Annotated in this window: 20 protein-coding genes; 8 read left to right on the top strand and 12 right to left on the bottom strand. The window is 73.0% G+C overall.

From position 1 onward, the window contains the following. Positions 1 to 2 precede the first annotated feature (2 nt). The 5 genes from ACIGXO_RS07630 to ACIGXO_RS07650 all read left to right on the top strand — a co-directional run bounded on the left by ACIGXO_RS07630 (position 3) and on the right by ACIGXO_RS07650 (position 5,657). Complete coding sequence (locus tag ACIGXO_RS07630; RefSeq protein WP_399781731.1) at positions 3 to 617, top strand: GNAT family N-acetyltransferase; 615 nt, start codon at positions 3 to 5, stop codon at positions 615 to 617. Next, positions 614 to 1,660, top strand: coding sequence for a C45 family autoproteolytic acyltransferase/hydolase (locus tag ACIGXO_RS07635; protein WP_399781734.1), 1,047 nt, complete (start codon positions 614 to 616; stop codon positions 1,658 to 1,660). Before ACIGXO_RS07630 ends, ACIGXO_RS07635 begins: the two co-directional genes overlap by 4 nt. A 2-nt stretch (positions 1,661 to 1,662) precedes the next feature. Beyond that, positions 1,663 to 2,358, top strand: coding sequence for a 4'-phosphopantetheinyl transferase family protein (locus ACIGXO_RS07640; protein ID WP_399781737.1), 696 nt, complete (start codon positions 1,663 to 1,665; stop codon positions 2,356 to 2,358). A gap of 45 nt (positions 2,359 to 2,403) precedes the next feature. Next, the gene (locus ACIGXO_RS07645) at positions 2,404 to 4,575 is read left to right on the top strand and encodes a RecQ family ATP-dependent DNA helicase (protein ID WP_399781740.1); all 2,172 of its coding nucleotides are present in this window, start codon (positions 2,404 to 2,406) and stop codon (positions 4,573 to 4,575) included. A gap of 428 nt (positions 4,576 to 5,003) precedes the next feature. After that, a complete protein-coding gene (locus tag ACIGXO_RS07650; RefSeq protein WP_399781743.1) occupies positions 5,004 to 5,657 on the top strand; it encodes a hypothetical protein in 654 nt (217 codons plus the stop codon). 175 nt (positions 5,658 to 5,832) lie between these two features. Here ACIGXO_RS07650 and ACIGXO_RS07655 read toward each other — a convergent pair whose 3' ends face one another. The 4 genes from ACIGXO_RS07655 to ACIGXO_RS07670 all read right to left on the bottom strand — a co-directional run bounded on the left by ACIGXO_RS07655 (position 5,833) and on the right by ACIGXO_RS07670 (position 9,381). Next, positions 5,833 to 6,495, bottom strand: a complete 663-nt coding sequence (locus ACIGXO_RS07655) for a hypothetical protein (protein WP_399781746.1) — start codon at positions 6,493 to 6,495, stop codon at positions 5,833 to 5,835. Positions 6,496 to 6,561: 66 nt separating this feature from the next. Then, positions 6,562 to 7,263, bottom strand: a complete 702-nt coding sequence (locus tag ACIGXO_RS07660; protein WP_399781749.1) for a ribonuclease HII — start codon at positions 7,261 to 7,263, stop codon at positions 6,562 to 6,564. A gap of 533 nt (positions 7,264 to 7,796) precedes the next feature. Beyond that, positions 7,797 to 8,711, bottom strand: a complete 915-nt coding sequence (locus ACIGXO_RS07665; RefSeq protein WP_399781752.1) for an ADP-ribosylglycohydrolase family protein — start codon at positions 8,709 to 8,711, stop codon at positions 7,797 to 7,799. Between the two features lie 10 nt (positions 8,712 to 8,721). Continuing rightward, a complete protein-coding gene (locus ACIGXO_RS07670; protein ID WP_399781756.1) occupies positions 8,722 to 9,381 on the bottom strand; it encodes a histidine phosphatase family protein in 660 nt (219 codons plus the stop codon). 223 nt (positions 9,382 to 9,604) lie between these two features. Here ACIGXO_RS07670 and ACIGXO_RS07675 point away from each other — a divergent pair, with 223 nt between their 5' ends. Further along, the gene (locus tag ACIGXO_RS07675; RefSeq protein ID WP_399781759.1) at positions 9,605 to 10,276 is read left to right on the top strand and encodes a TetR/AcrR family transcriptional regulator C-terminal ligand-binding domain-containing protein; all 672 of its coding nucleotides are present in this window, start codon (positions 9,605 to 9,607) and stop codon (positions 10,274 to 10,276) included. A 56-nt stretch (positions 10,277 to 10,332) separates the two neighbouring features. On the opposite strand, the gene ACIGXO_RS07680 is transcribed toward ACIGXO_RS07675, so the two are convergent. Beyond that, a complete protein-coding gene (locus ACIGXO_RS07680; RefSeq protein ID WP_399781761.1) occupies positions 10,333 to 10,938 on the bottom strand; it encodes a YdbC family protein in 606 nt (201 codons plus the stop codon). Between the two features lie 186 nt (positions 10,939 to 11,124). Here ACIGXO_RS07680 and ACIGXO_RS07685 point away from each other — a divergent pair, with 186 nt between their 5' ends. Beyond that, complete coding sequence (locus ACIGXO_RS07685; RefSeq protein WP_399781764.1) at positions 11,125 to 11,661, top strand: TerD family protein; 537 nt, start codon at positions 11,125 to 11,127, stop codon at positions 11,659 to 11,661. A gap of 165 nt (positions 11,662 to 11,826) precedes the next feature. Here the strand turns inward: ACIGXO_RS07685 and ACIGXO_RS07690 are convergent, their stop codons facing one another. Further along, positions 11,827 to 14,694, bottom strand: coding sequence for a vitamin B12-dependent ribonucleotide reductase (locus tag ACIGXO_RS07690; RefSeq protein WP_399781767.1), 2,868 nt, complete (start codon positions 14,692 to 14,694; stop codon positions 11,827 to 11,829). Between the two features lie 121 nt (positions 14,695 to 14,815). After that, positions 14,816 to 15,337: a transcriptional regulator NrdR gene (nrdR, locus tag ACIGXO_RS07695; RefSeq protein WP_399781770.1), complete on the bottom strand. Its 522-nt coding sequence runs from the start codon at positions 15,335 to 15,337 to the stop codon at positions 14,816 to 14,818. A gap of 542 nt (positions 15,338 to 15,879) precedes the next feature. Between nrdR and lexA the strand changes: the two genes are divergently transcribed. Then, the gene (gene lexA / locus ACIGXO_RS07700) at positions 15,880 to 16,671 is read left to right on the top strand and encodes a transcriptional repressor LexA (RefSeq protein WP_031057317.1); all 792 of its coding nucleotides are present in this window, start codon (positions 15,880 to 15,882) and stop codon (positions 16,669 to 16,671) included. A 180-nt stretch (positions 16,672 to 16,851) separates the two neighbouring features. Here the strand turns inward: lexA and ACIGXO_RS07705 are convergent, their stop codons facing one another. The 5 genes from ACIGXO_RS07705 to ACIGXO_RS07725 all read right to left on the bottom strand — a co-directional run bounded on the left by ACIGXO_RS07705 (position 16,852) and on the right by ACIGXO_RS07725 (position 25,553). Further along, entirely contained in the window at positions 16,852 to 18,888 is a 2,037-nt protein-coding gene (locus ACIGXO_RS07705) for an ATP-dependent DNA helicase (protein ID WP_399781774.1), read from the bottom strand. A gap of 74 nt (positions 18,889 to 18,962) precedes the next feature. After that, positions 18,963 to 20,855, bottom strand: coding sequence for an IucA/IucC family protein (locus ACIGXO_RS07710; protein WP_399781777.1), 1,893 nt, complete (start codon positions 20,853 to 20,855; stop codon positions 18,963 to 18,965). 103 nt (positions 20,856 to 20,958) lie between these two features. Next, positions 20,959 to 21,759 (bottom strand): GNAT family N-acetyltransferase, encoded by an 801-nt coding sequence (locus tag ACIGXO_RS07715; protein ID WP_399781780.1) that lies wholly within the window; start codon positions 21,757 to 21,759, stop codon positions 20,959 to 20,961. A gap of 54 nt (positions 21,760 to 21,813) precedes the next feature. Then, positions 21,814 to 23,676, bottom strand: a complete 1,863-nt coding sequence (locus ACIGXO_RS07720) for an IucA/IucC family protein (protein ID WP_399781988.1) — start codon at positions 23,674 to 23,676, stop codon at positions 21,814 to 21,816. A 401-nt stretch (positions 23,677 to 24,077) separates the two neighbouring features. Continuing rightward, a complete protein-coding gene (locus ACIGXO_RS07725; RefSeq protein ID WP_399781991.1) occupies positions 24,078 to 25,553 on the bottom strand; it encodes an aminotransferase class III-fold pyridoxal phosphate-dependent enzyme in 1,476 nt (491 codons plus the stop codon). Between the last annotated feature and the right edge of the window lie 111 nt (positions 25,554 to 25,664).

Consider the following 25,664-nt stretch of genomic DNA (forward strand, 5'->3'; position numbering starts at 1 on the left):
CCATGGCCTGGAACGAAGACGCCGCGGTGGTCCTGGAGAACGAGCACGTCCTGCTGCGGCCGGTCACCGAAGCCGACCGCGAGGCCGTGCGGGCCGTCGCGATGGACCCCGACATCTGGAAGTACTTCGTCTCCGCCGTCGAGACCGACGCGGACTTCGAGAAGTTCTTCGACACCTGCCTCGCCGACCAGGCCGCCGGCCGCCGCGTCGTCCACATCATCACCGACAAGTCCACCGGCCGGGTCGCCGGCAGCATGAGCTACGGCAACCTGGCCGAGGCCGACCGGCGGCTGGAGATCGGCTGGTCCTGGCTGGGCCGCGACTTCCGGGGCCAGGGCATCAACCGCTGGGCGAAGTACCTGCTCCTGGAGCACGCCTTCGAGCAGCTGGGCGCCGAGCGCGTGGAGTTCAAGACCGACATCCTCAACACGCAGGCGCGCCGCGGGCTGCGCAACATCGGCGCCGTGGAGGAAGGCACCCTGCGCAGCTACAACTTCATGCCCGGCGGGCGCCGCCGCGACGCGATCTTCTACAGCGTCCTGCGCGCCGAATGGCCCCGCGTGAAGAACGAGCTCGCCACCAAGCCCAAGGTCGCGCAGCTGGACGCCGTCGGATGACGCCGGGCGCGGGCATTCCCCTCCTCCGCGCGTCCGGCGGCCCGTTCGCCGCCGGGCGGGCCCATGGTGAGGCCCTCGCCGGTCCGTTGCGTGCCTTCCTCGACGACTCGCTCGCCCGGCTGAACAAGGTCATGCCGGAGCCGGTCACCCTGGACGGGCTGCTGCCGTCGATCGCCGCCTACCGGGCGGCGGTCGCGGCGGCCACGCCCGAACTGGCCGAGGAGGTCGCGGGGCTCGCGGCCGGCGCCGGGATCACGCCGGACGAGGCATGGCTGCTCCAGCTGCGCCGGGAGATCATGGGCTACCGCAAGGTGCCCACGGCGGGCGACTGCACGACCTACGCCCGCACCGGCGCGGCCGGCCCCGTCCTCGCGCAGACCGTCGACCTCAACGGCAATCTGGACGACTACATCGGCGTCCTGGAGGTCGCGCGTACCGGGTCGCCGCGCCGCTCGCTCGTGCTCAGCTTCGGTGGCCTGCTCGGCTACCTGGGGCTGAACAGCGACGGCCTCGCGGTCGGGCTCAACCTGGTGCTGGGCGGCGACTGGCACCCCGGAGTACCGCCCTACCTCGCCATCCGGCACCTGCTGGACACGGCACGGGACGTCCCCCAGGCCCTGGAGATCCTGCGCGGCCTGCCCCTGGCGAGCTCCCGGACGCTGGTCCTGTGCGACCGGGAACGGGTCGCCGTGGTGGAGATCCTCGGCGACGAGCTGCGGGTCACCGAGGGGGCGGAGACGGCACACACCAACCACTTCCTGCACCCGGACTTCGTACCGTTCGACGAGATCAACGTCTTCGCCCGCAACTCGTCCGTGCGCCGGCTGAAGGCGGCCACCGCCGGGCTCGCCGAACTGCCTCCGGGGTGCGGCGCCGAGGACCACTTCGGACTGCTGTCGCAGCCGCCGGTCTGCGTACCGGACCGGGGTGACATCCGGGGCGAACGCACCGTGGCCGCGGTGGTGATGCTGCCGTCCCGGGGCGAGCTCCATGTCCGGCCGGGCGATCCGTCGCTGTCCGCCACGCAGGTCTTCAGGCTGTAGCGGTGGACGTCTGGGTGGTGGACCTGGACGGCGGGGGTGCCCTGGAAGCTGGGCCCACGGAGGAGGAGAGGCGGCGGGCCGCGGCCCTTACGGACGCGGCCTCGGCCCGCCGCTTCCTCCGCTCCCGGCTGGCGGTGCGCGACCTGCTGGGCCGGCGGCTGGGGGTGTCCCCGGCGCGGCTGCGCGTCGCGTACACGCCGTCCGGCAAGCCGTATCTGCCGGACCACCCCGAGCAGCACATCAGCTGGTCGCGGTCCGGCCGGCTGCTGCTGGCCGGCGCGGACGACGCCGGGCCCGTGGGCGTGGACATCGAGCGGCTGCGGCCCGTCCCCGCGGCGCTGGACGTGCTCGCCTCGGTGTACCCGGCCCTGCCGGTCACCGCCGACCCCGCGGCGTTCCTTCCCGCGTGGACGCTGCTGGAGGCGGCCGTGAAGGCGACCGGACGCGGCCTGGCCAGCGGCGCGGCGGAGGTGGCCCTCGCGCTCGGCCCCGGGGACGCGGTCACCCTGCGCGGCATCTCGGGACACGGACCGGGCACCTGGCACGGCCGCACGGAACTGCTGCCGGCGCGCGACGGGCTGCCGGCGGCCGTGACGGCGGTCGTCACCCGGATCGGAGAGGAGGAGAGAGGAGCGCGGCACCCGGCAGTGTCCGGTCGAAACGGCTCCGCCGGCACCCGGCCGGCCCTCGGGGGCTGAGCTGCCGGTTCGCCGGTTGTCAGTGCTATGCGCTTGCATGGACGCATGGACGACACGAACGACGGAACCCTGCGGGAGGCGGCCGACGCGGTGCTGGCCCGCCTCGTCGGCGCCCCGGCGGGCACGGCCCGGCTGCGCGAGGACCAGTGGCGGGCGATCGAGGCGCTGGTCGCCGAGCACCGCCGGGCGCTGGTGGTGCAGCGCACGGGCTGGGGGAAGTCGGCCGTGTACTTCGTCGCGACCGCCCTGCTGCGGCAGCGCGGCAGCGGCCCGACAGTGATCGTCTCGCCGCTGCTGGCGCTGATGCGGAACCAGGTCGAGGCGGCCGCGCGGGCGGGCATCCGCGCGCGCACGATCAATTCCTCGAACACCGAGGAGTGGGACACCGTCCAGGCCGAGGTGGCGGCCGGCGAGGTGGACGTGCTGCTGGTCAGCCCGGAGCGGCTGAACAACCCGGACTTCCGCGACCAGGTGCTGCCCAAGCTCGCCGCGGCGACCGGCCTGCTGGTGGTGGACGAGGCGCACTGCATCTCGGACTGGGGCCACGACTTCCGGCCCGACTACCGCCGGCTGCGCACGATGCTCGCCGACCTGCCGCCGGGCGTGCCCGTACTGGCCACGACGGCGACGGCCAACGCCCGGGTGACGGCCGACGTCGCCGAGCAGCTCGGCACCGGCGGCGGCACGGACGCGCTGGTCCTGCGGGGCCCGCTGGACCGGGAGAGCCTGAGCCTCGGCGTCCTCCGGCTGCCCGACGCGGCCCACCGCATGGCCTGGCTCGCCGAGCATCTGAACGATCTCCCGGGCTCCGGGATCATCTACACCCTCACGGTGGCCGCCGCCGAGGAGGTCACGGCCTTCCTGCGGCAGTGCGGGCACACGGTCGCGTCGTACACGGGCAAGACCGAGAACGCCGACCGCCAGCAGGCCGAGGAGGACCTGCTCGGCAACCGCGTCAAGGCGCTGGTCGCCACCTCCGCGCTCGGCATGGGCTTCGACAAGCCCGACCTCGGCTTCGTCGTCCACCTCGGCTCGCCCTCCTCCCCCATCGCCTACTACCAGCAGGTGGGCCGTGCAGGCCGCGGCGTGGAGCACGCCGAGGTGCTGCTGCTGCCCGGCCGGGAGGACGAGGCGATCTGGGCGTACTTCGCCTCCATCGCCTTCCCGCCCGAGGAGCTCGTGCGCCGGACGATCGACGTGCTCGCCGGTGCGGACCGGCCGCTGTCGCTGCCCGCGCTGGAGCCGCTGGTGGAGCTGCGCCGCTCCCGCCTGGAGACGATGCTCAAGGTCCTCGACGTGGACGGCGCGGTCCGGCGGGTGAAGGGCGGCTGGACCGCCACGGGGCAGCCGTGGACGTACGACGCGGAGCGGTACGCCTGGGTGGCGAAGCAGCGCGAGGCCGAGCAGCAGGCGATGCGCGAGTACGCCACGACGGACGGCTGCCGGATGGAGTTCCTGCAGCGGCAGCTGGACGACGAGGGCGCGGCGCCGTGCGGCCGCTGCGACAACTGCGCGGGGCCGCGCTTCACCGCCGAGGTCTCCCCGGCCGCGCTGGACGCGGCGCGCGGCGAGCTCGGCCGCGCGGGCGTCGTCGTGGAGCCGCGCCGGATGTGGCCGACGGGGCTCCCGGCGATCGGCGTCGACCTGAAGGGCCGCATTCCCGCAGGTGAACAGGCGTCGGCGGGGCGGGCCCTCGGCCGGCTCTCGGACATCGGCTGGGGCAACCGGCTGCGCCCGCTCCTGACGCCGCAGGCCCCGGACGGCCCCGTGCCCGCCGATGTGCTCGACGCCGTGGTCGGGGTGCTGGCCGACTGGGCGAAGGGGCCGGGCGGCTGGGCGAGCGGCGATCCGGAGGCGCCCGCCCGGCCGGTGGGCGTCGTCACCATGGCGTCCCGCACCCGCCCGCAGCTGGTCCAGTCCCTCGGCGCCCGGGTCGCCGAGATCGGCAGGATGCCGCTGCTGGGGTCGATCGCGTACGCGGCGGGCGCCGACGAGACGCATCTGCCGCGGTCGAACAGCGCGCAGCGGCTGCGTGCCCTGAACGGGGCGTTGACCGTACCGCCGCAGCTCGCCGAGGCGCTGCGGGCCGCGGACGGTCCGGTGCTTCTCGTGGACGACTCGACCGAGACCGGCTGGACGCTCGCGGTGGCCGCGCGGCTGCTGCGCCGGGCGGGGGCGGGAGGTGTGCTGCCGCTGGTGCTGGCGGTACAGAGCTGATCGCGGGGCGAGGGGGGAGCTGACGCCGGGGCGGGGGCTACCGCCGGGGCGAACGGCCGGCGGGGCGGGCGGCCGGCGGGCTTTTCGCGGGCGCGCGCGTCGTGGGGTGTTCAACGGGCCGTACGGAGCCCGGAGTCGGGTGCGCGCCGGGGCGGGCTGAGCGGGAGGGTGTTTCCGCTGGTCCGCACCGTGCGGAGCGGACCCGTGCGGCGGGACGCGCTTCGGCGGGCGGCTGAGCGGGAAGGAAAAAGAACGACGCACCCATCGATTCCGGAACGCCGCGGCGACTTGCTCATTGCCGCAAGCGTGTACGACCGCGAGAATCGTAGTGCTTCCCCATTCCAGCCGTCCGCGGCTCAGCAGGGATGTCGTGGCGCGACGCTGCGCCCGGCCGTCCCGGCTTCCGCCGCGTCGACGAAGGGAGGACCGTGACCTTCGGCATCACTCCGCCCCTGACCACGTCCCAGCCCTCCGCCACCGCGTCGGCCGCCAGGCTGAGCCGGATGCTGGAGCCCGCCGAGTGGGCCTCGGCGGGAATTCCCCTGCTGCGCAGCCCTCGTGAGGTCGTCACCGACCTCCACGACCGGCATCTGCCCGGCCCGTCCACCGCTGTCGTCGCGGTGCTCGATCCGGAGGAACGGGTGACGGCCAGCGCGTCCTTCGTGCTGCGTACGGACGCGCCCGACGGCTGGGACTTCCGCAACGCACTGCTGGCGCAGCTGCGCCGGGTGACCCCGCACGATCTGCGGCTGCGCACACCGGTACGGACGGCCGTGCTGCTGTACTGCCGCGACGGCGGTCCGCTGTGGACGGAGGCGGACGGCGCGTGGATGTGGGGGCTGCGCGACGCCTGCACCCTGCACGGGCTGCGCTGCGGCGCGTACATCACGCTGACGCGCGACGGCTGGCAGGTGCTCGGGGAAGGCCGCGGCGGACGCCGGCCGTACACCGGCGCGCGCCCGGAACGTCCTCAGCTCTCGGACGCGGCCCGCGAACCGCACAACGGCGCCATGGCCGCGGGACCACCACGCCGTACAGGCGGCGGAGCACCGGAGGCCCGCCGACGCACTGCGGCCCGCTGACCGGCACGGAAACACGGCCGTACGGCGGCATGGCGGTACAGCAGTACGGCGGTACGGCGGTGCAGCTGTACGGCGGTACGAAGCGTGCCCGGCGGCCCGAGTGGCCGGACGGGCGCGGTACGGAGCGAGCCCGGCGGCCGTGACGGCCGGTCCGGGCCCCTCCGAGCCGGCTCGCTTACGCGGACGCCCCGATGAGGGCGTTGATCCGCTGCGGGTCGCCGCAGACGATCAGCAGGGCGCCGGCCCGGGCCATGGCGGCGGGCAGGGCCTTGGCGACGGTCTCGTCCGAGCCGCCGTTGACCGCGACGACCACCACGGGGCGGCCCTCGGCGCGCTCGGCGCCGGCATCCGCGTAGAAGACGTCGTCCCCGGCGTCGTGCTGCGCCCAGTAGGACGCCTCGCCGAAGGACAGCTCGTGCGCGGCCCAGGGGTGCTGCTCGCCGGTGGTGAGGACCAGCACCTCGCTCGGCGCACGGCCGGAGTCCAGGAGCAGGTCGACGGCCTCGTCGGCGGCGTCCACGGCGCCGTTGGCCGGCGCGGGGATCAGCTGCAGCTGCGCTTCGGAGGCGGTGGCTCCGGAGGCAGCGGCTTTGCCGGCACCGGCCGCCGCGGACGGCTTGGGAGCCGTGCGCTGCGCGGGCGGGGCGGGGGCCGGTCCGCGGGACGGGCCGGGCTTGCCGGGTCGGGCGCTGGCCGCGGGGGCGCCGCGCGGAGGCGCGGGACGGGGACCGGGACCAGGTACGGGACGAGGGGTCGGCGCGGTACGGCCGGCGGCCGGAGTTGCGCGGGGACCCGGGACACTCTCGTGAATCTGAGGCTCCTCGGGGATGAGAGGCATGAAGTGATGTCTATCAAACGTAGGTACGGGACATGTCAGCGGGTACCGGATTCACATCCGTACCGCTCAGAAGTCGAAGCCGAGTTGGCCACCGGCCTCCAGAGCGGCTGATTCTGGGGTGAGGCGCACCTTCTTCAGGTGCTGCCAGCGGGGCAGCGCGTCCATGTAGGACCACGACACCCGGTGGTGCGGGGTCGGGCCCCACTCCTCGAGGGCCGCACGGTGCACCGGCGAGGGGTAGCCGGCGTTCTCCGCGAAGCCGAAGTGCTCGTGTTCCAGGCCCAGTTCGGCCATCATCGCGTCGCGCCGCACCTTCGCTATCACCGAGGCGGCGGCGACGGCGACGCAGGACTGGTCGCCCTTGATGACCGTACGGACCCTCCAAGGGGCACCGAGGTAGTCGTGCTTGCCGTCGAGGATGACCGCGTCGGGCCGGACCGGAAGGGCTTCCAGCGCGCGGACGGCGGCCAGCCGGAGGGCGGCGGTCATGCCCAGTTCGTCGATCTCCTCGGGGCTTGCGTGGCCGAGGGCGTGACAGGTGACCCAGTCGCTGAGCACGGCGGCGAGTTCGTCGCGGCGCTTGGGGGTCAGCAGCTTGGAGTCGGTGAGTCCGGCGGGCGGGCGGCGCAGTCCGGTCACGGCGGCGCAGACGCTCACCGGGCCGGCCCAGGCTCCGCGCCCGACCTCGTCCACTCCTGCGATGATCTTGGCGCCCGTCGTGGCGCGCAGCGATCGCTCGACGGTGTGAGTAGGGGGCTCGTAGGGCATGGCGCCAGACAGAGTACGCCCCCGCCCACCACCGCCTCGCACCGCGGGTCCCCCACGCGCAATTCGCCCCACCCGCCCGGTGTTGTCACCCCCCGAAACGGGCCGCGGAACACGACGCGAAACCCGGCCCGACTCACCGTCCGGCGCACGGCCCGACTCCCCGACCGGCGCACGGTCCGGCTCATCCTCGGACGCACCGCCCGACTCGACCTCGGGCGCACCGCCCGGAGCGCGATCCGACCCAGCGTCCGGAGCACGATCCGGCTCACCGTCCGGAAGGTGACGCGCGTGGCCCCCTCCGAGCCGCACCCTCTGAGACTTGGTGCTACGCATGCTCCCGACCTTCACCGAGCACCCCGACGCTTCCAGCCCCCGGCAACACCCCGCAGGGCCCCATACCAAGGCTACGCCGCACCCACCCCAGCCCGAGAAGCCCTGACCAACGCCACACGTCCCCGCCGACACGCCTCAAGCGACGCTTTCGAGCCGACGGACAACCTCAGCCGACCCGCCCAGGCGACTCCGGACCTACCTCAGGCCGCCCCGCCCGGCAGCCAGGACGGGAGGGCCTCCGTGCCGGACAGCCATTCCTCCGGCGGTGCGCCCTCCGGGCCGGCCGCGACGATCGCGCCGACGATCGCGCACGTGGTGTCCACATCACCGCCCGCCCGGGCGGTGGTCCAGAACGCCTGCTCGTAGCTGCCCAGGTTGCGCGCGGCGGCCCACAGCGTGAACGGCACGGTGTCATGGGCGGTGGTCCGCCGACCGCAGCCGAGCACCGCGGCGACCGTGCTCGCGTCGGCGTAGTCGAGCATGTCGCGGGCGCGCCGCAGCCCCGCCTGGACCGCGCTGCGCGGGATCAGCTCCATGACGCCGTCCAGCAGCGCTTCCGGGCCGGTGACCCGGTCCGGCGCGGCGACCAGCGCGGCCGCGGCCGCCACCGCCATCGCCCCGACGACCGCCTCACGGTGCTGGTGCGTGACGTACGCCGAGATCTCCGCCTGGTGCGTGGCCTGCTCGGGATCGTCGGCGTACCAGGCACCCAGCGGGGCGATGCGCATGGCGGCGCCGTTCCCCCACGAGCCCTGCCCCTTGAAGAGCGCCGAGGCCAGCTCGCGCCAGTCCTGCCCCTCCCGCACCTGGCGGAGCAGCCGGTCCACGGCGGGACCGTACGCGCGGTCGACGTCGTGGTGCTCCGCGAAGGAGCGGGCGAGCGCGTCCTGGTCGATACGGCCGTGCTCGGTCAGTACGGCCAGCACGGAAGCGGCCATCTCGGTGTCGTCGGTCCACCGCCAGGGCGCCGGCGGCAGGGCGCGGCTCTTGAGCGCGGGGTAATGGGCGGGCACGAAGAACTGGGATCCCAGGGCGTCGCCCACGGCAAGCCCCCGCAGGCTCTCCAGGGCCCGCGCGAAGCGCTGTGCGTCACTGTCACGGTGATCGGCGGTCATCGGTTGCACTCTAACCGGTGCTCCCGTAGGACTGCGGTGTACACCAGCTCTCGAACGGCCGGTCAAGGCGGTACCGCCCGTCCGGACCGAGCAGCAGAGTGCGGTGATCGGCATTGTGGGGATTGGACAGCGATTCAAATTCGGCAACGGTCCAGTGGAACCACCTCATACAGAACAAGCGCATGGTCAGCCCGTGCGTGACGATCAGAACGTTCGGCGGATGGTCGGGCGCCTCGAAGCTGCGCCACAGGCTCTCAAGGAACGCGCCCACCCGGTCGTAGACGTCCGCCCCCGACTCCCCCTGGGCAAAGCGGTAGAAGAAGTGGCCGTAGGCGTCGCGGTACGCCTTCTGAAGCCGCACGTCGTCCCGGTCCTGCCAGTTCCCCCAGTCCTGCTCGCGCAGGCGCGGCTCCTCGCGGACCCGGACCCGCTCCTTGTCCAGGCCGAGCGCCTGGAACGTCTGGTGCGTGCGGCGGTACGGAGAGACGTACGCGGATATCCGCTCGTCCCCGAAGACCGCCCGCAGCTGCGCACCAGCCTCCTCGGCCTGCTTGACGCCGCGCTCCGTCAGGCCCAGCGCGTGGTCGGGCTCCCGCTCGTACACCGTGTCATCGATATTTCCCTGGGACTCTCCATGCCTGATGAGGACGATGCGTCGGGGGCGTGCCATGCCGCCAGCCTAAAACGAGGCGCCGCCCCACGCCCGGGGCGCTCCCGGCCCCCGGACCCGCAGCCCTGGAAGACCTGCAACCTCTGGAAGACCTGAGTGAACATCGGTGACCTCCCCCGCGGCCGCACCAGCGACCGGTCGTAACGTAATGCGACAGTTGTTGCGTTACGCTGACGATGATGGCACGATCACCCACCTAACGCAAGTGGAGTAGCATTTGCCTGTGGACAACGAGCAGAGCGCGCAGGCCGCGCAGCCGCAGACCACAGCCGGCACCGGCGCCGCCCGCCCGGGCACCCGCCGGCCCGGCGGCCGTACCGCACGCACGCGGGCGGCCGTCCGCGACGCCGTCCTGACCGGCCTCACCGAGCACGGCTACTCCGGCCTGACCGTCGAGTACGTCGCCGAGCACTCCGGCGTGCACAAGACGACGCTCTACCGCCGCTGGGGCGGTGTCGACGGGCTGGTCGCCGACACCCTCGACCTGGCCGGCGAGGACGGCTGGGCACCGCCCGACACCGGTTCGCTCGACGGTGATCTGCGCGCGCTCGCGCTGGAGGTCGTGCACTCCTTCGCCGACCCCGCGGCCGCCGCGCCCAGCTCGGCGGTGATCGCCGCCGCCTTCCAGTCCGAGCCGGCCGCGCAGGCGCTGCGTGCGTACTACGCCGAACGGTTCGCGCGCTGCGAGGTGGTCGTGGACCGCGCCGTCGCGCGCGGCGAGCTGCCCGGGCCGCGGTCGGCCCTCGACGGCGGAGCGCTGGTACGCGCGGTAGCGGCCCCGCTGTTCTTCCGTCTGTTCATCACCCGCGAGGGCCTGGACGAGCCGGATGCCGACCAGGCCGTCGCCATCGCCCTGGCGGCAGCACACGCAGGAACGTTCACGAGGGACACCTGACCGCGAGCGGCGCCCCCCTTATCCTCGTGGGTCGTCACGCTCACGCCCTTGGGGCGTCACACCGTCCACGAAGGCTCAAGATCGACCACATCGCCGGTGACGCCCATGATGTCGGCGGCCGTCTGGGCCCGCAGGGCCAGCCGTTCGAGCCGTTCCGGACGGTACTTGCCGCGTTCGGCCGCCGACTGCCACATCGAGAGGACCAGGAACTCCTCCCCCGGGGCGCGCCCCAGCATGCCGCGCAGCATCCCGGGGGAGCCCGCCATCGCGGGGTTCCAGATCTTCTCCTGCATCAGCTTGTAGTGGTCGACCCGGTCGGCCCTGACCTGGCAGTACGCCAGCCGCAGCACATCGGCGTCCTCGAAGACGGGGCGGAAGCCGACCTTCACGTCCAGCTCGTGTTCGAAGAGGCGGGTCTGGCCGTTCTTGTACGTGCCGGCCTGCGCGGCGGCCAGGCGGTCGTGCGATCTCGCCATGAACGAGTCGTAGAACGCCCTGCTCTCCCAGAAGGCCACGAGATGCGCGACGCCGGGGCGGGTCCGGCTCCAGCCGCCGCCCTGCCCCCGGAAGCCCGGCTCCCCGGGCAGCCCCGCCCATTTGCGCTGCCCCCGTTCGAACCCCCCGCGGTCCACAACAGTGCAGCGAATCCATTTGACCAGCACCGCGCCATCGTACGGCCCCTGGTGCCCCTTGCGTCACTGCGCGTCACAGTACGCACACCTCAACTCGTGCGCGGTACAGGGCGGATGAGGGCGGGCACACACCGCATGTCAGACCCGCGTGGCAGCATGGGTGATTCACGGGAAGCGCCCGGCCACGGTGCTCCGGGGCCGAAGAAGGGAAGTCTGGTGAGCAGTCTCAACAAGGGGATCGACAAGGCCGAGGTCACGCTGAAATGGGACCCGAGCCCCCAGGGCGAGCCCGCCAACGACCTCGACATCATCGCGGCGACGTACACCACGGACGCGCTGTACGGCGAGCCCGCGTACCTCGTGCACTTCGACAGCCGCTCCCCCGACGGCACCATCACCCTGAAGCGGGACAGCAAGACCGGCCAGGGATTCGGCGACGACGAGGCGATGACGCTGGAGTTCTCGCGGCTGGCGGAGCGGTACGGCCGGGTGGTGGTGGGCGTCGTCATCCAGCAGCGGGGCGGGCGCCGGACGTTCGGCGACATACCGCACACCCTGGTGCGCGTCCTGGAGGGCTACGACGAGCTGGCGAAGGACGACTTCGCCCGCTTCCCGGACGCCACGGCCGCGGTGGTCGCGGAGTTCGTCCGGGACGGCGACGGGAAGTGGCAGCTCATCAGCGGCGTCCGCGGCTTCGACACCGACCCCGACGAGTTCGCGTCGGCGATGGGACGGCGGCCCGCCGCCGGCTGACCGCCACGGCTCGGCCGCGGCGCAGGACGGGACCGGAAGCCCACCGGGCGCGAGGCCGGCAGTCAACGCGCGAGGGCGGTGGAGGCGGAATCCCGCCTCCACCGCCCTCAGCGGTTCATGCACGCCCCGAGGGGCGCTGCGTCAGCTGCCCCGAGGGGCGCGCTGTCAGCTGCAGCCGCTCGTGGAGCCGCAGCCCTCGCAGAGGTAGCAGCTGCCGGCGCGCTGCATCTTCGTGCCGCAGGAGAAGCACAGCGGGGCGTCGGCGTTGATGCCCAGCTGCATCTCGACCAGCTCCGCGTTGGTGTGCGCCTGCTTCGGGGCCGGCGCCGCGGTCTCCTCGACGACCTCCTCGGTGGAGGCCGGCGCGGACTGCTGGGTCAGCGGGGCCGACTGGGCCAGGCCCTGGATGTCGAGCTCGTCCTCGGCCGGCTCGTACGAACCGGTCTCCAGGTGACGCTGGCGCTCCTCGACGGAGTGGATGCCGAGCGCCGAGCGGGTCTCGAAGGGCAGGAAGTCCAGCGCCAGGCGGCGGAAGATGTAGTCGACGATCGACTGCGCCATCCGCACGTCCGGGTCGTCCGTCATGCCGGCCGGCTCGAAGCGCATGTTGGTGAACTTCGAGACGTAGGTCTCCAGCGGCACGCCGTACTGGAGGCCGACCGAGACGGCGATCGAGAAGGCGTCCATCATGCCCGCGAGGGTCGAGCCCTGCTTGGACATCTTCAGGAAGACCTCGCCCAGGCCGTCGTCCGGGTAGGAGTTGGCCGTCATGTAACCCTCGGCGCCGCCGACGGTGAAGGAGGTGGTGATGCCGGGACGGCCCTTCGGAAGACGCTTGCGGACCGGGCGGTACTCGACGACCTTCTTCTCGGCGACCGGCTCGGCCTTCTTCTCCTCCTCCTTCTTCTTGGCGGAGAGCGGCTGGCCGACCTTGCAGTTGTCGCGGTAGATCGCGAGCGCCTTCAGGCCGAGCTTCCAGCCCTGGAAGTAGACGTCCTCGATCTCCTCGACCGTGGCGGACTCGGGGACGTTGACCGTCTTGGAGATCGCGCCTGAGAGGAACGGCTGGGCGGCGGCCATCATGCGGACGTGGCCCATCGGGGAGATGGAGCGCTCGCCCATGGCGCAGTCGAAGACCTCGTAGTGCTCGGGCTTCAGGGCCGGGGCGTCGACCACGTTGCCGTGCTCGGCGATGTGGGCGACGATCGCCTCGACCTGCTCGGGCTGGTAGCCCAGGCGCTTCAGCGCCTTCGGGACCGTGTTGTTCACGATCTGCATCGAGCCGCCGCCGACGAGCTTCTTGAACTTGACCAGGGCCAGGTCCGGCTCGACGCCCGTGGTGTCGCAGTCCATCATCAGGCCGATGGTGCCGGTGGGGGCCAGCACCGAAGCCTGCGCGTTGCGGAAGCCGTTCTTCTCGCCGAGGCGGATGACGTCCTGCCACGCCTCGGTGGCCGCGGCCCACACCGGGGTGTCCAGGTCGTCCATGCGCGTGGCGGCACCGTTGGCGTCCGCGTGCTGCTTCATGACGCGCTTGTGGGCGTCGGCGTTGCGGGCGTAACCGTCGTACGGACCGACGACCGAGGCCAGCTCGGCGGAGCGCTTGTACGAGGTACCGGTCATCAGGGAGGTGATGGCACCGGCGAGCGCGCGGCCGCCGTCGGAGTCGTACGCGTGGCCCGTGGCCATGAGCAGGGCGCCGAGGTTGGCGTAACCGATGCCCAGCTGGCGGAAGGCGCGGGTGGTCTCACCGATCTTCTCGGTCGGGAAGTCCGCGAAGCAGATGGAGATGTCCATCGCGGTGATGACCAGCTCGACGACCTTGGCGAAGCGCTCGGCGTCGAACGACTGGTTGCCCTTGTCGTCGTCGCGCAGGAACTTCATGAGGTTGAGCGAGGCCAGGTTGCACGAGGAGTTGTCCAGGTGCATGTACTCGCTGCACGGGTTCGAGGCGGTGATCCGGCCCGACTCCGGCGAGGTGTGCCAGTGGTTGATGGTGTCGTCGTACTGGATGCCGGGGTCGGCGCAGGCCCAGGCGGCCTCGGCCATCTTGCGGAACAGGCCCTTGGCGTCGACCTCCTCGATGACCTCGCCGTTCAGCCGGCCGCGCAGGCCGAACTTCGAACCGGACTCCACGGCCTTCATGAACTCGTCGTTCACGCGGACCGAGTTGTTGGCGTTCTGGTACTGGACGGAGGCGATGTCGTCGCCGCCCAGGTCCATGTCGAAGCCCGCGTCGCGCAGCGCGCGGATCTTCTCTTCCTCGGAGACCTTGGTCTCGATGAACGCCTCGACGTCCGGGTGGTCCACGTCCAGGACGACCATCTTGGCGGCGCGGCGGGTGGCGCCGCCCGACTTGATGGTGCCGGCGGACGCGTCGGCGCCGCGCATGAAGGAGACCGGGCCGGAAGCGTTGCCGCCGGAGGAGAGCAGCTCCTTGGAGGAGCGGATGCGGGAGAGGTTCAGGCCGGCGCCGGAGCCGCCCTTGAAGATCATCCCCTCTTCCTTGTACCAGTCCAGGATCGACTCCATGGAGTCGTCGACGGAGAGGATGAAGCAGGCGCTGACCTGCTGCGGCTGCTTGGTGCCGACGTTGAACCAGACCGGCGAGTTGAAGCTGAAGACCTGGTGGAGCAGCGCGTACGCCACCTCGTGTTCAAAGATCTCCGCGTCGGCCGGGGAGGCGAAGTAACCGTTCTCCTCACCGGACTTCCGGTACGTCTTCACCACGCGGTCGATGAGCTGCTTGAGGCTCTTCTCGCGCTCCGGGGAGCCGACCGCGCCACGGAAGTACTTGCTTGTGACGATGTTGACCGCGTTCACCGACCAGAAGTCGGGGAACTCGACGCCACGCTGCTCGAAATTGACCGAGCCGTCGCGCCAATTGGTCATGACGACGTCACGGCTCTCCCACGCCACCTCGTCGTACGGATGCACGCCGGGGGTGGTGTGGATGCGCTCGATACGCAGACCCTTGCTCGCCTTGCTGCCCTTTCGGGAGCCTCGCGCCGGGCCGCTCGTCGTCTCTGTCATGCCGCCTCCCTGTACAGGCGTAAACGCCCTGATGTGCACACTTCTTCCCGTGGCACGGTGTATGTCTTGCTGCGCCGGGGCTCCTGCTCAGCCCCGGCGAGGTCTTGGTCGCGCGCCGAGCTCAGTCGGCGGCGGGGGCGGGCGCGGGGACCGCCGAATCCTCGGCCTCCCCGCAGTTCCCGCAGTGCTGCGCGGGCGGCCGCTGCTCCCGCAGCTCCGCGATGGCCGCCTCAAAATCTTCGAGCGAGTCGAACGCCCGGTACACGCTCGCGAAGCGCAGGTACGCCACCAGGTCCAGCTCCTGGAGCGGGCCCAGTATGGCGAGCCCGACGTCATGCGTGGACAGCTCGGCGCTGCCGGTCGCGCGCACCGCTTCCTCGACCCGCTGGCCGAGCTTGGCGAGCGCGTCCTCGCTGACCGGCCGGCCCTGGCACGCCTTGCGCACCCCGGCGATGACCTTGTCGCGGCTGAAGGGCTCGGTGACCCCGCTCCGCTTGATCACCGTGAGTGACGCCGTCTCGATCGTGGTGAACCGCCGGGAGCAGTCGGGGCACTGCCGGCGGCGGCGGATCGAGGTGCCGTCGTCGGTGGTGCGGCTGTCCACCACCCGGCTGTCGGGGTGCCTGCAGAAGGGGCAGTGCATGGCTTGCCCTCCTCACCCTCGAAAACGGACGCACGCCAACCGATCCGGCGTACGGCTGATAGCCCGGACAGGGCCCGAACGGGGGCCTCCGGAGCGACCACAAGCATAGGCGATCCACGGGCCGAAGAAGACCATGGACCACAACGTCTGGTGGCTGTCGCCCATCCAAGCACTACATGTGGTGCCGGGCGAGAAAATGCACGCACCGCGTGTCGCGGCGGCGCAGCAGCCACGAGACTACGTGAGACCCCCCGGTGGCCGCCGCGGAGGGGCGGCAATGACAGACTTGGGCAGGTCACGACGGACGCGCCATGATCGTCGCGGAACCGCAGCCGGAACGGAGACCCGCCGCCGGGGATTGCCGGCGGGAACGGTACCGTAATGCCCGTTATCGCCTTTCGGTCGCTCGCGGCCATACACCCAATGCCCTGATCAGGTCAGCTAATCTGCGGTTTTTCACTCGAACGTGTGTTTGGCGCAACCTTTCGAAAGCAACTACCGTTGGCTAACTAGGGAGATACATTCCGAGAGGGGCAGCCGACGTGACCACCACCGCAGACAGCGCGATCATTGCCGCACAAAGCCACTCCCAGGGCCGCTTCGAGCCGACGCAGAAACCGCCGATGGACGACGCCACGGTGAGCCCGGAGGGCCAGAAGCCGGCACGCTCGCTGCCCGGGCGCCCTCCAGGAATCCGCGCGGACAGCTCGGGCCTCACCGACCGGCAGCGACGGGTCATCGAGGTCATCCGGGACTCCGTCCAGCGGCGCGGCTATCCGCCGTCCATGCGCGAGATCGGCCAGGCGGTGGGCCTCTCGAGCACGTCGTCGGTGGCACACCAGCTGATGGCCCTGGAGCGCAAGGGCTTCCTCCGCCGCGACCCGCACCGCCCCCGCGCGTACGAGGTCCGCGGCTCGGACCAGCCCGCCTCGGCCCCGGCGGACACCACGGGCAAGCCCGCGGCGTCGTACGTCCCGCTGGTGGGCCGGATCGCCGCCGGTGGCCCGATCCTCGCGGAGGAGTCCGTCGAGGACGTCTTCCCCCTCCCCCGGCAGCTGGTGGGCGACGGCGAGCTGTTCGTGCTCAAGGTCGTCGGTGACTCCATGGTCGAGGCCGCGATCTGCGACGGCGACTGGGTCACGGTCCGCCGCCAGCCGGTCGCGGAGAACGGCGACATCGTCGCCGCGATGCTCGACGGCGAGGCCACGGTGAAGCGCTTCAAGCGCGAGGACGGCCACGTCTGGCTGCTCCCGCACAACGCCGCGTACCAGCCCATCCCCGGCGACGAGGCGACCATCCTCGGCAAGGTGGTGGCGGTGCTCCGCCGGGTCTGAGTGACCACGGCCGGCCCGGCGGCGCCCGCACGGAGCCACCGCTCCCGAGGAGCCGACCGCGGCCATGACGCTACGGGCCTCGTATGCCGATCGGTATACGAGGCCCGCGCACGTGTGCGGTGCCGAAGCCCAGGCCCGCGCAGGGGCCCGCGGCGGCCCGCCACAGGGGCCGGTGCGGCGCTACTGCGCGTCCGCCGTCTCCGGCTCCTCGGCGGCCTTCTCCCCCGCCGCAGCGGCCCCCTCAGCGGCCTTCTCGGCCGCCTGGGCGGCCGCGTTGATGGCGGCCAGGGAGCGGCGGACCTGATTGCGGTCGGTGGTGTACCAGAAGCCGGGCATCGAGGCGCGCAGGAACGAGCCGTACCGCGCCCGCTCGACCCGGGGGTCCAGGCAGGCGACCACGCCGCGGTCCCCGGAGGCGCGGATCAGGCGGCCCGCGCCCTGGGCCATGAGCAGCGCCGCATGCGTCGCCGCGACCGCCATGAAGCCATTGCCCCCGGCCTCCTCCACGGCCTTCTGGCGGGCGCTCATCAGCGGATCGTCGGGGCGCGGGAACGGCACCCGGTCCATGACCACCAGCTGGCAGCTCGCTCCCGGCACGTCCACGCCCTGCCACAGCGAGAGCGTCCCGAACAGGCACGTACGCGGATCCGCCGCGAAGGCCCGGATCAGCTCGCCGAGCGTCTCCTCGCCCTGCAGCAGGATCGGCACGTCCAGCCGGCCGCGCAGCTCCTCGGCGGCCGCCTGCGCGGCCCGCATCGAGGAGAACAGCCCGAGCGTGCGCCCGCCGGCCGCCTCCACCAGCTCCGCCAGCTCGTCCAGCATGTCCGTGCGGGTGCCCTCGCGCCCCGGCTGGTTCAGATGCTTGGCGACGTACAGAATGCCCTGCTTCGCGTAGTCGAACGGCGAGCCGACGTCGAGGCCCTTCCAGGGCGGCGCGTCCTCCCCCTGCGTGCCCTCGGGGGCCAGCCCCAGCGAGGCCGCCACGCCGTTGAAGTCGCCGCCGAGCTTGAGGGTCGCCGAGGTCAGCACGACCGAGCGGTCCTCGAAGAGCTTCTCGCGCAGCAGTCCGGACACCGACAGCGGGGCGACGCGCAGCGAGGCACCGAAGCGGTCGTGGCGCTCGTACCAGACCACGTCGTACTCGGAGCCGTTCGCGATCCGCTCGGCCACCGCGTGCACGTTCTCCACGGAGGCCAGCGCCTGCTTGCGCACCGCGTCCTCGTCCTGGACGGACTTGTCGCGGGTCGATCCGAGCGCGGAGATCACCGTACGGGCGGCGTCGCGCAGCGCCATCAGGCAGTACCCCAGGTCCTCCGGGATCTCCTCCAGACGGCCCGGCAGCGCCAGCTCCATCAGCCGCTCGAAGGTCTCGGAGGCGGTCTGCAGCTGGTCGGCGGCCTTCTCGTTCACGAGCTTGGCGGCGCGGCGCACCGCGCGGTTGACCTGGCCCGGAGTGAGCTCCCCCGTGGCCACGCCGGTGACCCGGGAGACCAGCTCGTGGGCCTCGTCGATGATCAGCACCTCGTGCTGCGGCAGGACCGGCGCGCCCTCGATGGCGTCGATCGCGAGCAGCGCGTGGTTCGTGACGACCACGTCGGCGAGCTTCGCCCGCTCCCGGGCGGCTTCCGCGAAGCACTCCGCGCCGTACGCGCACTTCGATGCGCCCAGGCACTCCCGGGAGGACACCGAGACCTGGCCCCAGGCCCGGTCGGAGACGCCCGGGGTGAGCGCGTCCCGGTCGCCGGTCTCCGTCTCGTCCGCCCAGTCCCGCAGCCGCAGCAGGTCCTTGCCGAGCTTGCTCGTCGCCGTGGCCTGCTCGAAGGGGTCGAACAGGCCCTCCTCCTCTTCCTGCGGCACGCCCTCATGGAGGCGGTGCAGGCAGAGATAGTTCGACCGGCCCTTGAGCGTGGCGAACTGCGGCTTGCGGCGCAGCAGCGGGTGCAGCGCGTCGACCGTACGCGGCAGGTCACGCTCGACCAGCTGCCGCTGCAGCGCGAGGGTCGCGGTGGCGATCACCACGCGCTCGCCGTGGGCCAGGGCCGGGACCAGATAGCCGATCGACTTTCCGGTGCCGGTGCCGGCCTGGGCGAGCAGGTGGGTGCCGTCGTCGACGGCCTCGGCGACCGCCTCGGCCATGGCGACCTGGCCGGGGCGCTCGGTGCCGCCGACGGCGGCCACGGCGGCATGGAGCAGTTCGGGGAGGGAGGGCTTCGTCATAGCGTTGCCACCCTACGCGGGCCCACTGACACCACGCCGCGTCCCGGCCGGTCCGCGGCCGTCGCACGGGCGCGTCAGGGGGCGTGCAGCGGATTCGGGATCATGCCGTGCACGGCGGCGTGCGGGCGGTCCGGGCGATCACGGTAGCCGTCCATGTGGAGACGGTTGCGGTTGAGGCAGAGGCGCTCGATCTGCGGGGTGAGCAGGTCGAACATCGTGTGGCGCTCCTTGAGCTGCGGGAAGCGCTCGTGGTGGCGCAGGATCTCGGCCCGGACGAGTGACCAGAAGTCGCCCTCGGGGACGCCCAGTTGATCTTCGCAGAGCGGCGCCAGATAGCGGAACACGCCGACGAACAGCCCGGAATGGATGAACTGGGTCAAGAAGGCGGGCGGTTCGGTGAGCAGGATCTCGCGGACGTCCCCGGGCATGGCGGCCAGCTCCAGGAGCGGGCCGTCGGTCGTATTGACGTCGTCGACGAAGTCCTTGACCGCGAGGCGGGTGGGCACGTCGTGCGCGTCGAAGCAGACGATGGCGTTCTCGCCGTGCGGGGAGAAGACGGTGCCGTACTGGTAGAGGAAGTGCAGCAGCGGCGGCAGCAGGGCGGCGAAGAGGTGGCGCAGCCAGGTGTGCGGCGCGAGCCCGGAGCGGTGGACCAGCTCGGCGGTCAGCGCCCGGCCGTGCGGGTCGGTCTGCAGGAGCGAGGCGAGGGTGCGGGCGCGCTCGCCGGGGTCGAGCAGCGGGGCGAGCGGCTCGCGCCAGATGCAGCCGAGCAGCTCCTTGTACTGGTACGGGACGCCGGGGATGCGGTCGTACAGGGGGTGTTCGACGGTGACGGACGCAGTCTCGCCCAGGAGGATCACGCGGGTCTCGTCGCGGAGGTACGGGTCGGCGTCGCGCAGGCCCTGGACCCAGGCGGTGACGGCGGGGGCCGCGAGGGTGCGCTCGGTGGGCAGGCCGCGCCAGACGAGGGTGTTGAGGACGGACAGCGGGAGCTTGACCGTGCGGGCGTGCGGGCGGCTGGTGTTGAGGAAGGTGCGGATCGACTGCTGCGGCAGCCGGAGGTCGTTGTCAGTGGTGAGTGGGACGATGAATTTGTCGGCGATCTGGGGGGCGTAGAGCGGGGCGATGGTCTCGTCCCACTGCCAGGGGTGGACGGGGAGGTAGAGGTAGTCGGCGGGGTCGAGGCCCTGGTCGGTGAGGGTGCGGGCGAAGGTCTCGCGGAGTTCGGGGGTGAGTTCTTCGGAGTAGAGGCGGTCGGGGGTGGCCAGCGGGCCGGTGCCGCGGTAGCGGGCGAGGTCGCGGTGGGCGGCGATCCAGGGCAGCCGGCAGGGGGTGCGGGCTTCGGGGGCCCAGCGCGCGGCGTCGGCGGCGGAGAAGCCGAGCCGTCCCTTGTTGGCGATCAGCCAGGGGTGGCCGGTCTGGTGGCCTTCGAGAGCCGGGTAGTCGAGGTCGGCCAGCTCGGCGGCGGTGAGGGCGGCCGCGTCCAGCCGGGTGTCGGCGGCGAGCGTGGCGGTCAGCTCGCGGATGAGGTGGCCGGTGGTGTCGCCATGCAGGCCCAGGACGGTGTCGTGGGCGTGGAAGAGGAAATGCAGGGGGTCGCCGGTGGGCGTGACGGAGTCCGGGTCGACGCGCCAGTGCCCGTATGCGCCGCGGCGGGCGTGGAAGCGGTAGGTGACGTCGGGGGTGAGGGGAAGGCGGTAGCGCGGGGTGCCGCAGGGGGCGGTGCCGTCCGGCTCGGGGGTAATGACCTCCTCGTACGCCAGCTCGGCGAGGGTCTTGGCGAGGAGGCGACGGGCGGCGCGGCGCCAGGCTGCGCCGTCCGGGCCGCAGGGGGGCGTGGGGCCCGGGCCGGCCGGAGCGGCGGCGCCGGCCGGGCCGCTCGGGTCGGCGGGGCCGTCGGTATGGGCGGGCTGGGGGGAGGCGGAGGGTGGCAAGGCTGGCTCCTCGGGGCTCGGGGTGCGCGGCATAAGGGAATGAGCAGCGGATTGTCGAGGGGAAGGGAGTGGAGGGGAGGAGGGGATACGGGGCGGGCGTGACCGGGGCGGGCCGGGGTCCGGGGCCGGTGGCGGATCACAGGACGGTGCGCAGGGCGCGGTCGCGGATCATCAAGGCGGCGCGCTTGTCGGGCAGATCGGTCTCCGCGGCGAAGCGGAAGCCGGCGCTGAGGAAGGCGGCGACGGAGGGGGTGTTGCGCAGGTCCGGCTCGGCGACGACCCGGCCGCACTGGGGGCGGTGGTCCAGGACGAGGTCGGCGGTGGCCCGCAGGAGGGTGCTGCCGAGGCCCCGGCCGCGGTCGGCGACGCCGCCGATGAGGAGGTGGACGCCGGTGTCGTGCGGGCGGGCCGGGTAGTAGCGGGCGAGCGGGTCGAGGTCGGCGCGGTAGATCTCCCAGTAGCTCATGGGGACACCGGCCAGCACTCCCAGGCAGGGCACGCTGCGGCCGTCGCCGTCGAGCTGGGCCCGCAGATGCGCTTCGGTGGTCTCCGGCGGCCCGGCCAGCTCCCAGAAGGCGGCCACGGCCGGGTCGTTCATCCAGCCGGCGACCAGCGCGAGGTCGCGCTCCAGCCGGACGGGGACGAGCTGGAACGGCCCGGCCGGCGTCTCGGCGGGCCCCCAGCCGGCGAGGGCGTCGAGGAGCGGGCCGGCCGCCGGGTCACCGGGGCGCAGCCGCGGCACGGTGTCCTCGGCGCCGAGGACGGTCAGTTCGGCCGGCAGCCGGAGGTCGAGCGTGTCACGGAGAGCGTCGACCGGGGCAGGAGCTTCGACGGAGGCAGGAGCGGGGGCAGAGGCGGGAGCTGGGCCGGGAGCCGGGGCGGCGGCGCTTCCCTGGGGAGCGGGGGCCAGGGAGGCCGGTGGTTCGCTGGGGGGCACGGCGGAGTGCTCCTCTCGTGGGCTCAAGGGGGCACGGGTCGGTGGCCGCGTGGCTCACGGGTTGAGGGGGTTGGGGAGAGTGACGTAGACGGACTGGGTGTCGACCGGGCCGACGAGCTCGTCCAGGCCGTGCAGCCGGGTGAGGAGGTTGGCCTTGCACCGCAGGGTCCGGGCGCCGAGGAGGCGTTCGGGGAGCGGCGAGCGGTGGGCGGCGGGCTCGGCGGCGGCGCCGGTCAGGAACCGCCGGAAGGCGGCGAGGAGTACGTCCTCGTCCGCGAGCCCCTGCGCGCCGAACGCGCCGATCAGGCCGAGGACGTTGTTGATGCCGAGGTAGTAGGCGAAGCGCTCGTCGGTGACGTCGTCGGGCACGAACGTGTCGCTCTCGACGCCGATGCCGGGCAGCCGCCGGTCCAGCTCCGCGCGCCGGGACTCGCGGAAGTAGTAGCCCTGGTTGTCGCGGTACCGGCCGCCGCACGGCCAGCCGTCCGCGTCGATCAGTACGAGGGTGTTCTGCTGGTGGGCCTCCAGCGCGACGCCCGCGGTGCCGTCGAGCCACAGGACGGGGCGGACGACGGCGTGGAGGTACCGCAGGAACCACTCGGCGGCGACCGCTCCGGCGGGCCGGCCGGTGCGCGCCGTCAGCGTGCCGATGAGGTCGGCGAGGCGGGAGCGCAGGCCCTCGTGGCCCGGCCACGGCCGGGGCGAGGTGAGCCCGGCGACGCACACGGCGTCGTCGTCCGGCCCGAAGGGGTTGTGCCGGAAGACGACGTCGAGGCCGCGGACCGGCTCGCCGTCGGTGCCCGTGACGGCGAGCCAGGCCGGGTCGCGGACGATGTCGAAGCCCGGGTGGGCGGCGCGCCACTGTGCGGCGAGGCCGCTGCGGAGGAGGCGGTGGACCTCGACGCCGCGCTGCAGCTCCTTGCGGAGGTTCTCCCGGCGCGAGTTGGTGATCCGAAGCCCGAGGGAGAGCTTGAGCATGGCGTCCGCGCCGGGGCAGTGGACCGTCCGTACGGAGGAGGTGGGGTGCCAGTGCGCGCCGTGCGGGCCGAGGTCGTGCAGCAGGCCGGCGTCCAGGAGCGCGGCCACCTCGGGGCGGTGCCGCACCTCGCGGGCCTGCCACGGGTGCAGCGGCAACGGGACGGTGTCGGCGGGCAGTTCGAGACCTTCACCCGCGAGATCGGCGGCGAGCCGGCCGGGCGGTACGGTGCGGCCGCGCGCGGTCCACGCCGAGTCCGCGGCCAGTACGGAGCGGTGCACGGCCAGCCAGTGCAGGGGGAAGGAGCCGCGCAGCTCCGGGGAGTACGCGCGCAGGTCCCCCTCGGACAGGCCCTCGCGGCTCTTCGGTGTGGGGTGCAGCGGGTGCCCCAGGATCAGGGACTGCTCGCCTTCGAGGAAGCGGTCGCCGTGCGGGCCGTCGGGACGGGCCCGCCGGTCGGCGAGGATGGCGGCGGTGCAGCGTACGGAGTCGGCCACGCGGCCGATCAGCTCGGCGGCGCCCTCGGGCGATGATCCTTCGGCGGCCCCGCCTTCAGTCCCTTCCGCAGCCGGCTCCGTGGCGCCCTCCTCGGCCCGCTCGGCGAACGCCGCCTCGCGGCGCAGCAGGGCGGCCAGGGTGACGGCGTCCACGGGCGGCGCGCCCACCGGAGCCTGCTCCAGTACGGGCAGGCCGAAGCGGTGGCAGCCGGTGGCCGACCAGTAGCGGATGGGGACGCGCAGGGCAGTGCCGAGCGCGTCGAGCGGGAGCCGGAGATGGGCGCCGGGCGGGCGCCGCGTGCCGCTCTCCCGGACCCAGCAGCGCAGCAGGTTCTCGACACCCGCCGCGTCCGCGGCCGCCGCCGGGTCGGGGTGCTCCAACGGGTCGGGGCACTTCGCCGGATCGAGGTCGGCGTCCTGGTCCGTACCGAGCGGCTGCCGCATGTCCCGCATCGCCGCCCCCACGTCGAAGGCGATCCCGAGGGCCGTCCGGGAACCGAGTGTCCCCGGCTCGCACACATGGCCGATGCGACGCGCCTGGCGGGGGACGCTGGGCTCGTCGGCCGGCTCCGCCGTCCCGGACAGATCTGGCTGTTCGGGCTGTTCGGGCGGCTCGGACGCCCGGGACGGCCCGGACAGCTGTGGCGCTTCGGACGCCGGCGCGCTCTCCGCACCGTCCTCCGTGCCGCCCTCCGACGGCGCGGCAGGTGCCCCGTGCTCCGGAGAGCCGCCCTCGCCGGACTTCTCCACCGGCGAGGCGCTCGCGCGCGCTCCGTCGGCCGGGGGCTCCGCCGCGCGCGGGGCGTCCGGGGCGGGGCCGTTCGTCGCAGGGCCAAGGCGTTCGGTCATGGGGTGGTGCCTCGCATGGTGGGGAGGGGCGAACCCGTCGGTCCGGGGGTGGGGCCGACCGCCGCCGCGATGGCGTCGGCGAGGCGGTCGAGTACGGCGTCGGCCTGTTCATCGGTGAGGGTGAGCGGCGGGAGCAGGCGTACGACGGCGGAGCCGCGGCCGCCGAGCTCCACGATCAGCCCGCGGTCCAGACACCGCTGCTGGACCTCGGCGGCCAGCCGGGAGCCGGGCGGCGGGGCGCCGTCCGGTCCCGTGGTCCCTTCCGGGTCGACCAGTTCGATGCCGAGCATCAGGCCGCGGCCGCGGACGTCGCCGATGCAGTCGTGGTGCGCGGCCAGGCCGCGCAACCGGGCGAGCATCCGTGCGCCCAGCTCGGCCGCGTGTGCGGCGAGGCCGTTCTCGCGTACGTACGCGAGCGTCGCGGCGCCGGCCGCCATCGCGAGCTGGTTGCCGCGGAAGGTGCCGGCGTGCGTACCGGGGCGCCAGGTGTCCAGCTCCTCGCGGTACACGATCACCGCGAGCGGCAGGCTGCCGCCGATGGCCTTGGAGAGGACGAGGACGTCCGGGACGATGCCACTGTGGTCGATCGCCCAGAAGGCGCCGGTGCGGCCGACGCCCGTCTGCACCTCGTCGACGACGAGCGGGACGTCGTGCGCGGCGGTGAGCTCGCGCATCCGGCGCAGCCAGCTGTCGGGCGCGGGGATCACCCCGCCCTCGCCCTGGACGGGCTCCAGGATCATGCCGGCCGGGCGCGGCACCCCGCTCTTGGGGTCGGCGAGGACGTTCTCCGCCCAGCGCGCGGCCAGTTCCGCGCCGCGCTCGGCGGCGTGCGCGCCCGCGCTCACGGCCCCCTGCGCGTCGCCGCCTCCGTCTTCGCCCCCGCCGGTCCCGCCGCCGGTCCCGCCGCCGGTCCCGAACGGGCAGCGATAGGCGTACGGATACGGCAGCCGGGTCACGGAGGTGTCCCGCGCGCCCCCGGAAGCGGCGAGCGCCCCCGCCGTCATGCCGTGATACGCGCCGGTGAACGCCATCAGGCCGTCGCGTCCGGTCGCTGTCCGTACGAGGGTCAGCGCGGCCTCGACGGCGTCCGTGCCGGCCGGGCCGCAGAACTGCACCTTCCCGTGCTCGGCAAGCTCCCGCGGCAGGGTGGCGAACAGCTCGGTGGTGAAGGCGTCCTTGACGGGGGTGGCGAGATCCAGCACGTGCAGGGGCGCACCGGAGTCCAGGACGGCGCGAATCGCTTCGAGCACAACGGGGTGGTTGTGCCCGAGGGCGAGCGTGCCGGCGCCGGAGAGGCAGTCGAGATAGCGGCGGCCGTCCGCGCCCTCGATCGTCAGCCCGCGGGCGCGGACCGGGACGATGGGCAGCGAACGCGCATACGTGCGCGCGGCGGATTCGCGGAGCGACTGCCTCCGCAGGATCTGCTCACGGTCCAGCGGCGGTGCCATCGGCGGAGGCTGGGTCAGGGCCACGGCGGTGTTGTCCTCCTGCTGTTCCACGGGCTCCCAGCGCGCTCGTCGGCGCCGGTCACCGGCTCTGTGGGCCGCCCCGTGAACACGGACCGGCCGTCCCCCGTACGTACC

The organism is Streptomyces sp. NPDC053542 (assembly GCF_044544685.1).
Lineage (GTDB): Bacteria > Actinomycetota > Actinomycetes > Streptomycetales > Streptomycetaceae > Streptomyces.

Bases quoted from the DNA above. Each gene is read 5' to 3' on its own strand.
- ACIGXO_RS07670 (WP_399781756.1), bottom strand. From the start codon at position 9,381: ATGGCACGCCCCCGACGCATCGTCCTCATCAGGCATGGAGAGTCCCAG.
- ACIGXO_RS07720 (WP_399781988.1), bottom strand. From the start codon at position 23,676: ATGCGGCAGCCGCTCGGTACGGACCAGGACGCCGACCTCGATCCGGCG.
- ACIGXO_RS07630 (WP_399781731.1), top strand. From the start codon at position 3: ATGGCCTGGAACGAAGACGCCGCGGTGGTCCTGGAGAACGAGCACGTC.
- ACIGXO_RS07690 (WP_399781767.1), bottom strand. From the start codon at position 14,694: ATGACAGAGACGACGAGCGGCCCGGCGCGAGGCTCCCGAAAGGGCAGC.
- ACIGXO_RS07665 (WP_399781752.1), bottom strand. From the start codon at position 8,711: ATGACCGCCGATCACCGTGACAGTGACGCACAGCGCTTCGCGCGGGCC.
- ACIGXO_RS07655 (WP_399781746.1), bottom strand. From the start codon at position 6,495: ATGCCTCTCATCCCCGAGGAGCCTCAGATTCACGAGAGTGTCCCGGGT.
- nrdR (WP_399781770.1), bottom strand. From the start codon at position 15,337: ATGCACTGCCCCTTCTGCAGGCACCCCGACAGCCGGGTGGTGGACAGC.
- ACIGXO_RS07705 (WP_399781774.1), bottom strand. From the start codon at position 18,888: ATGACGAAGCCCTCCCTCCCCGAACTGCTCCATGCCGCCGTGGCCGCC.
- ACIGXO_RS07710 (WP_399781777.1), bottom strand. From the start codon at position 20,855: ATGCCGCGCACCCCGAGCCCCGAGGAGCCAGCCTTGCCACCCTCCGCC.
- ACIGXO_RS07660 (WP_399781749.1), bottom strand. From the start codon at position 7,263: ATGCCCTACGAGCCCCCTACTCACACCGTCGAGCGATCGCTGCGCGCC.
- ACIGXO_RS07645 (WP_399781740.1), top strand. From the start codon at position 2,404: ATGGACGACACGAACGACGGAACCCTGCGGGAGGCGGCCGACGCGGTG.
- ACIGXO_RS07635 (WP_399781734.1), top strand. From the start codon at position 614: ATGACGCCGGGCGCGGGCATTCCCCTCCTCCGCGCGTCCGGCGGCCCG.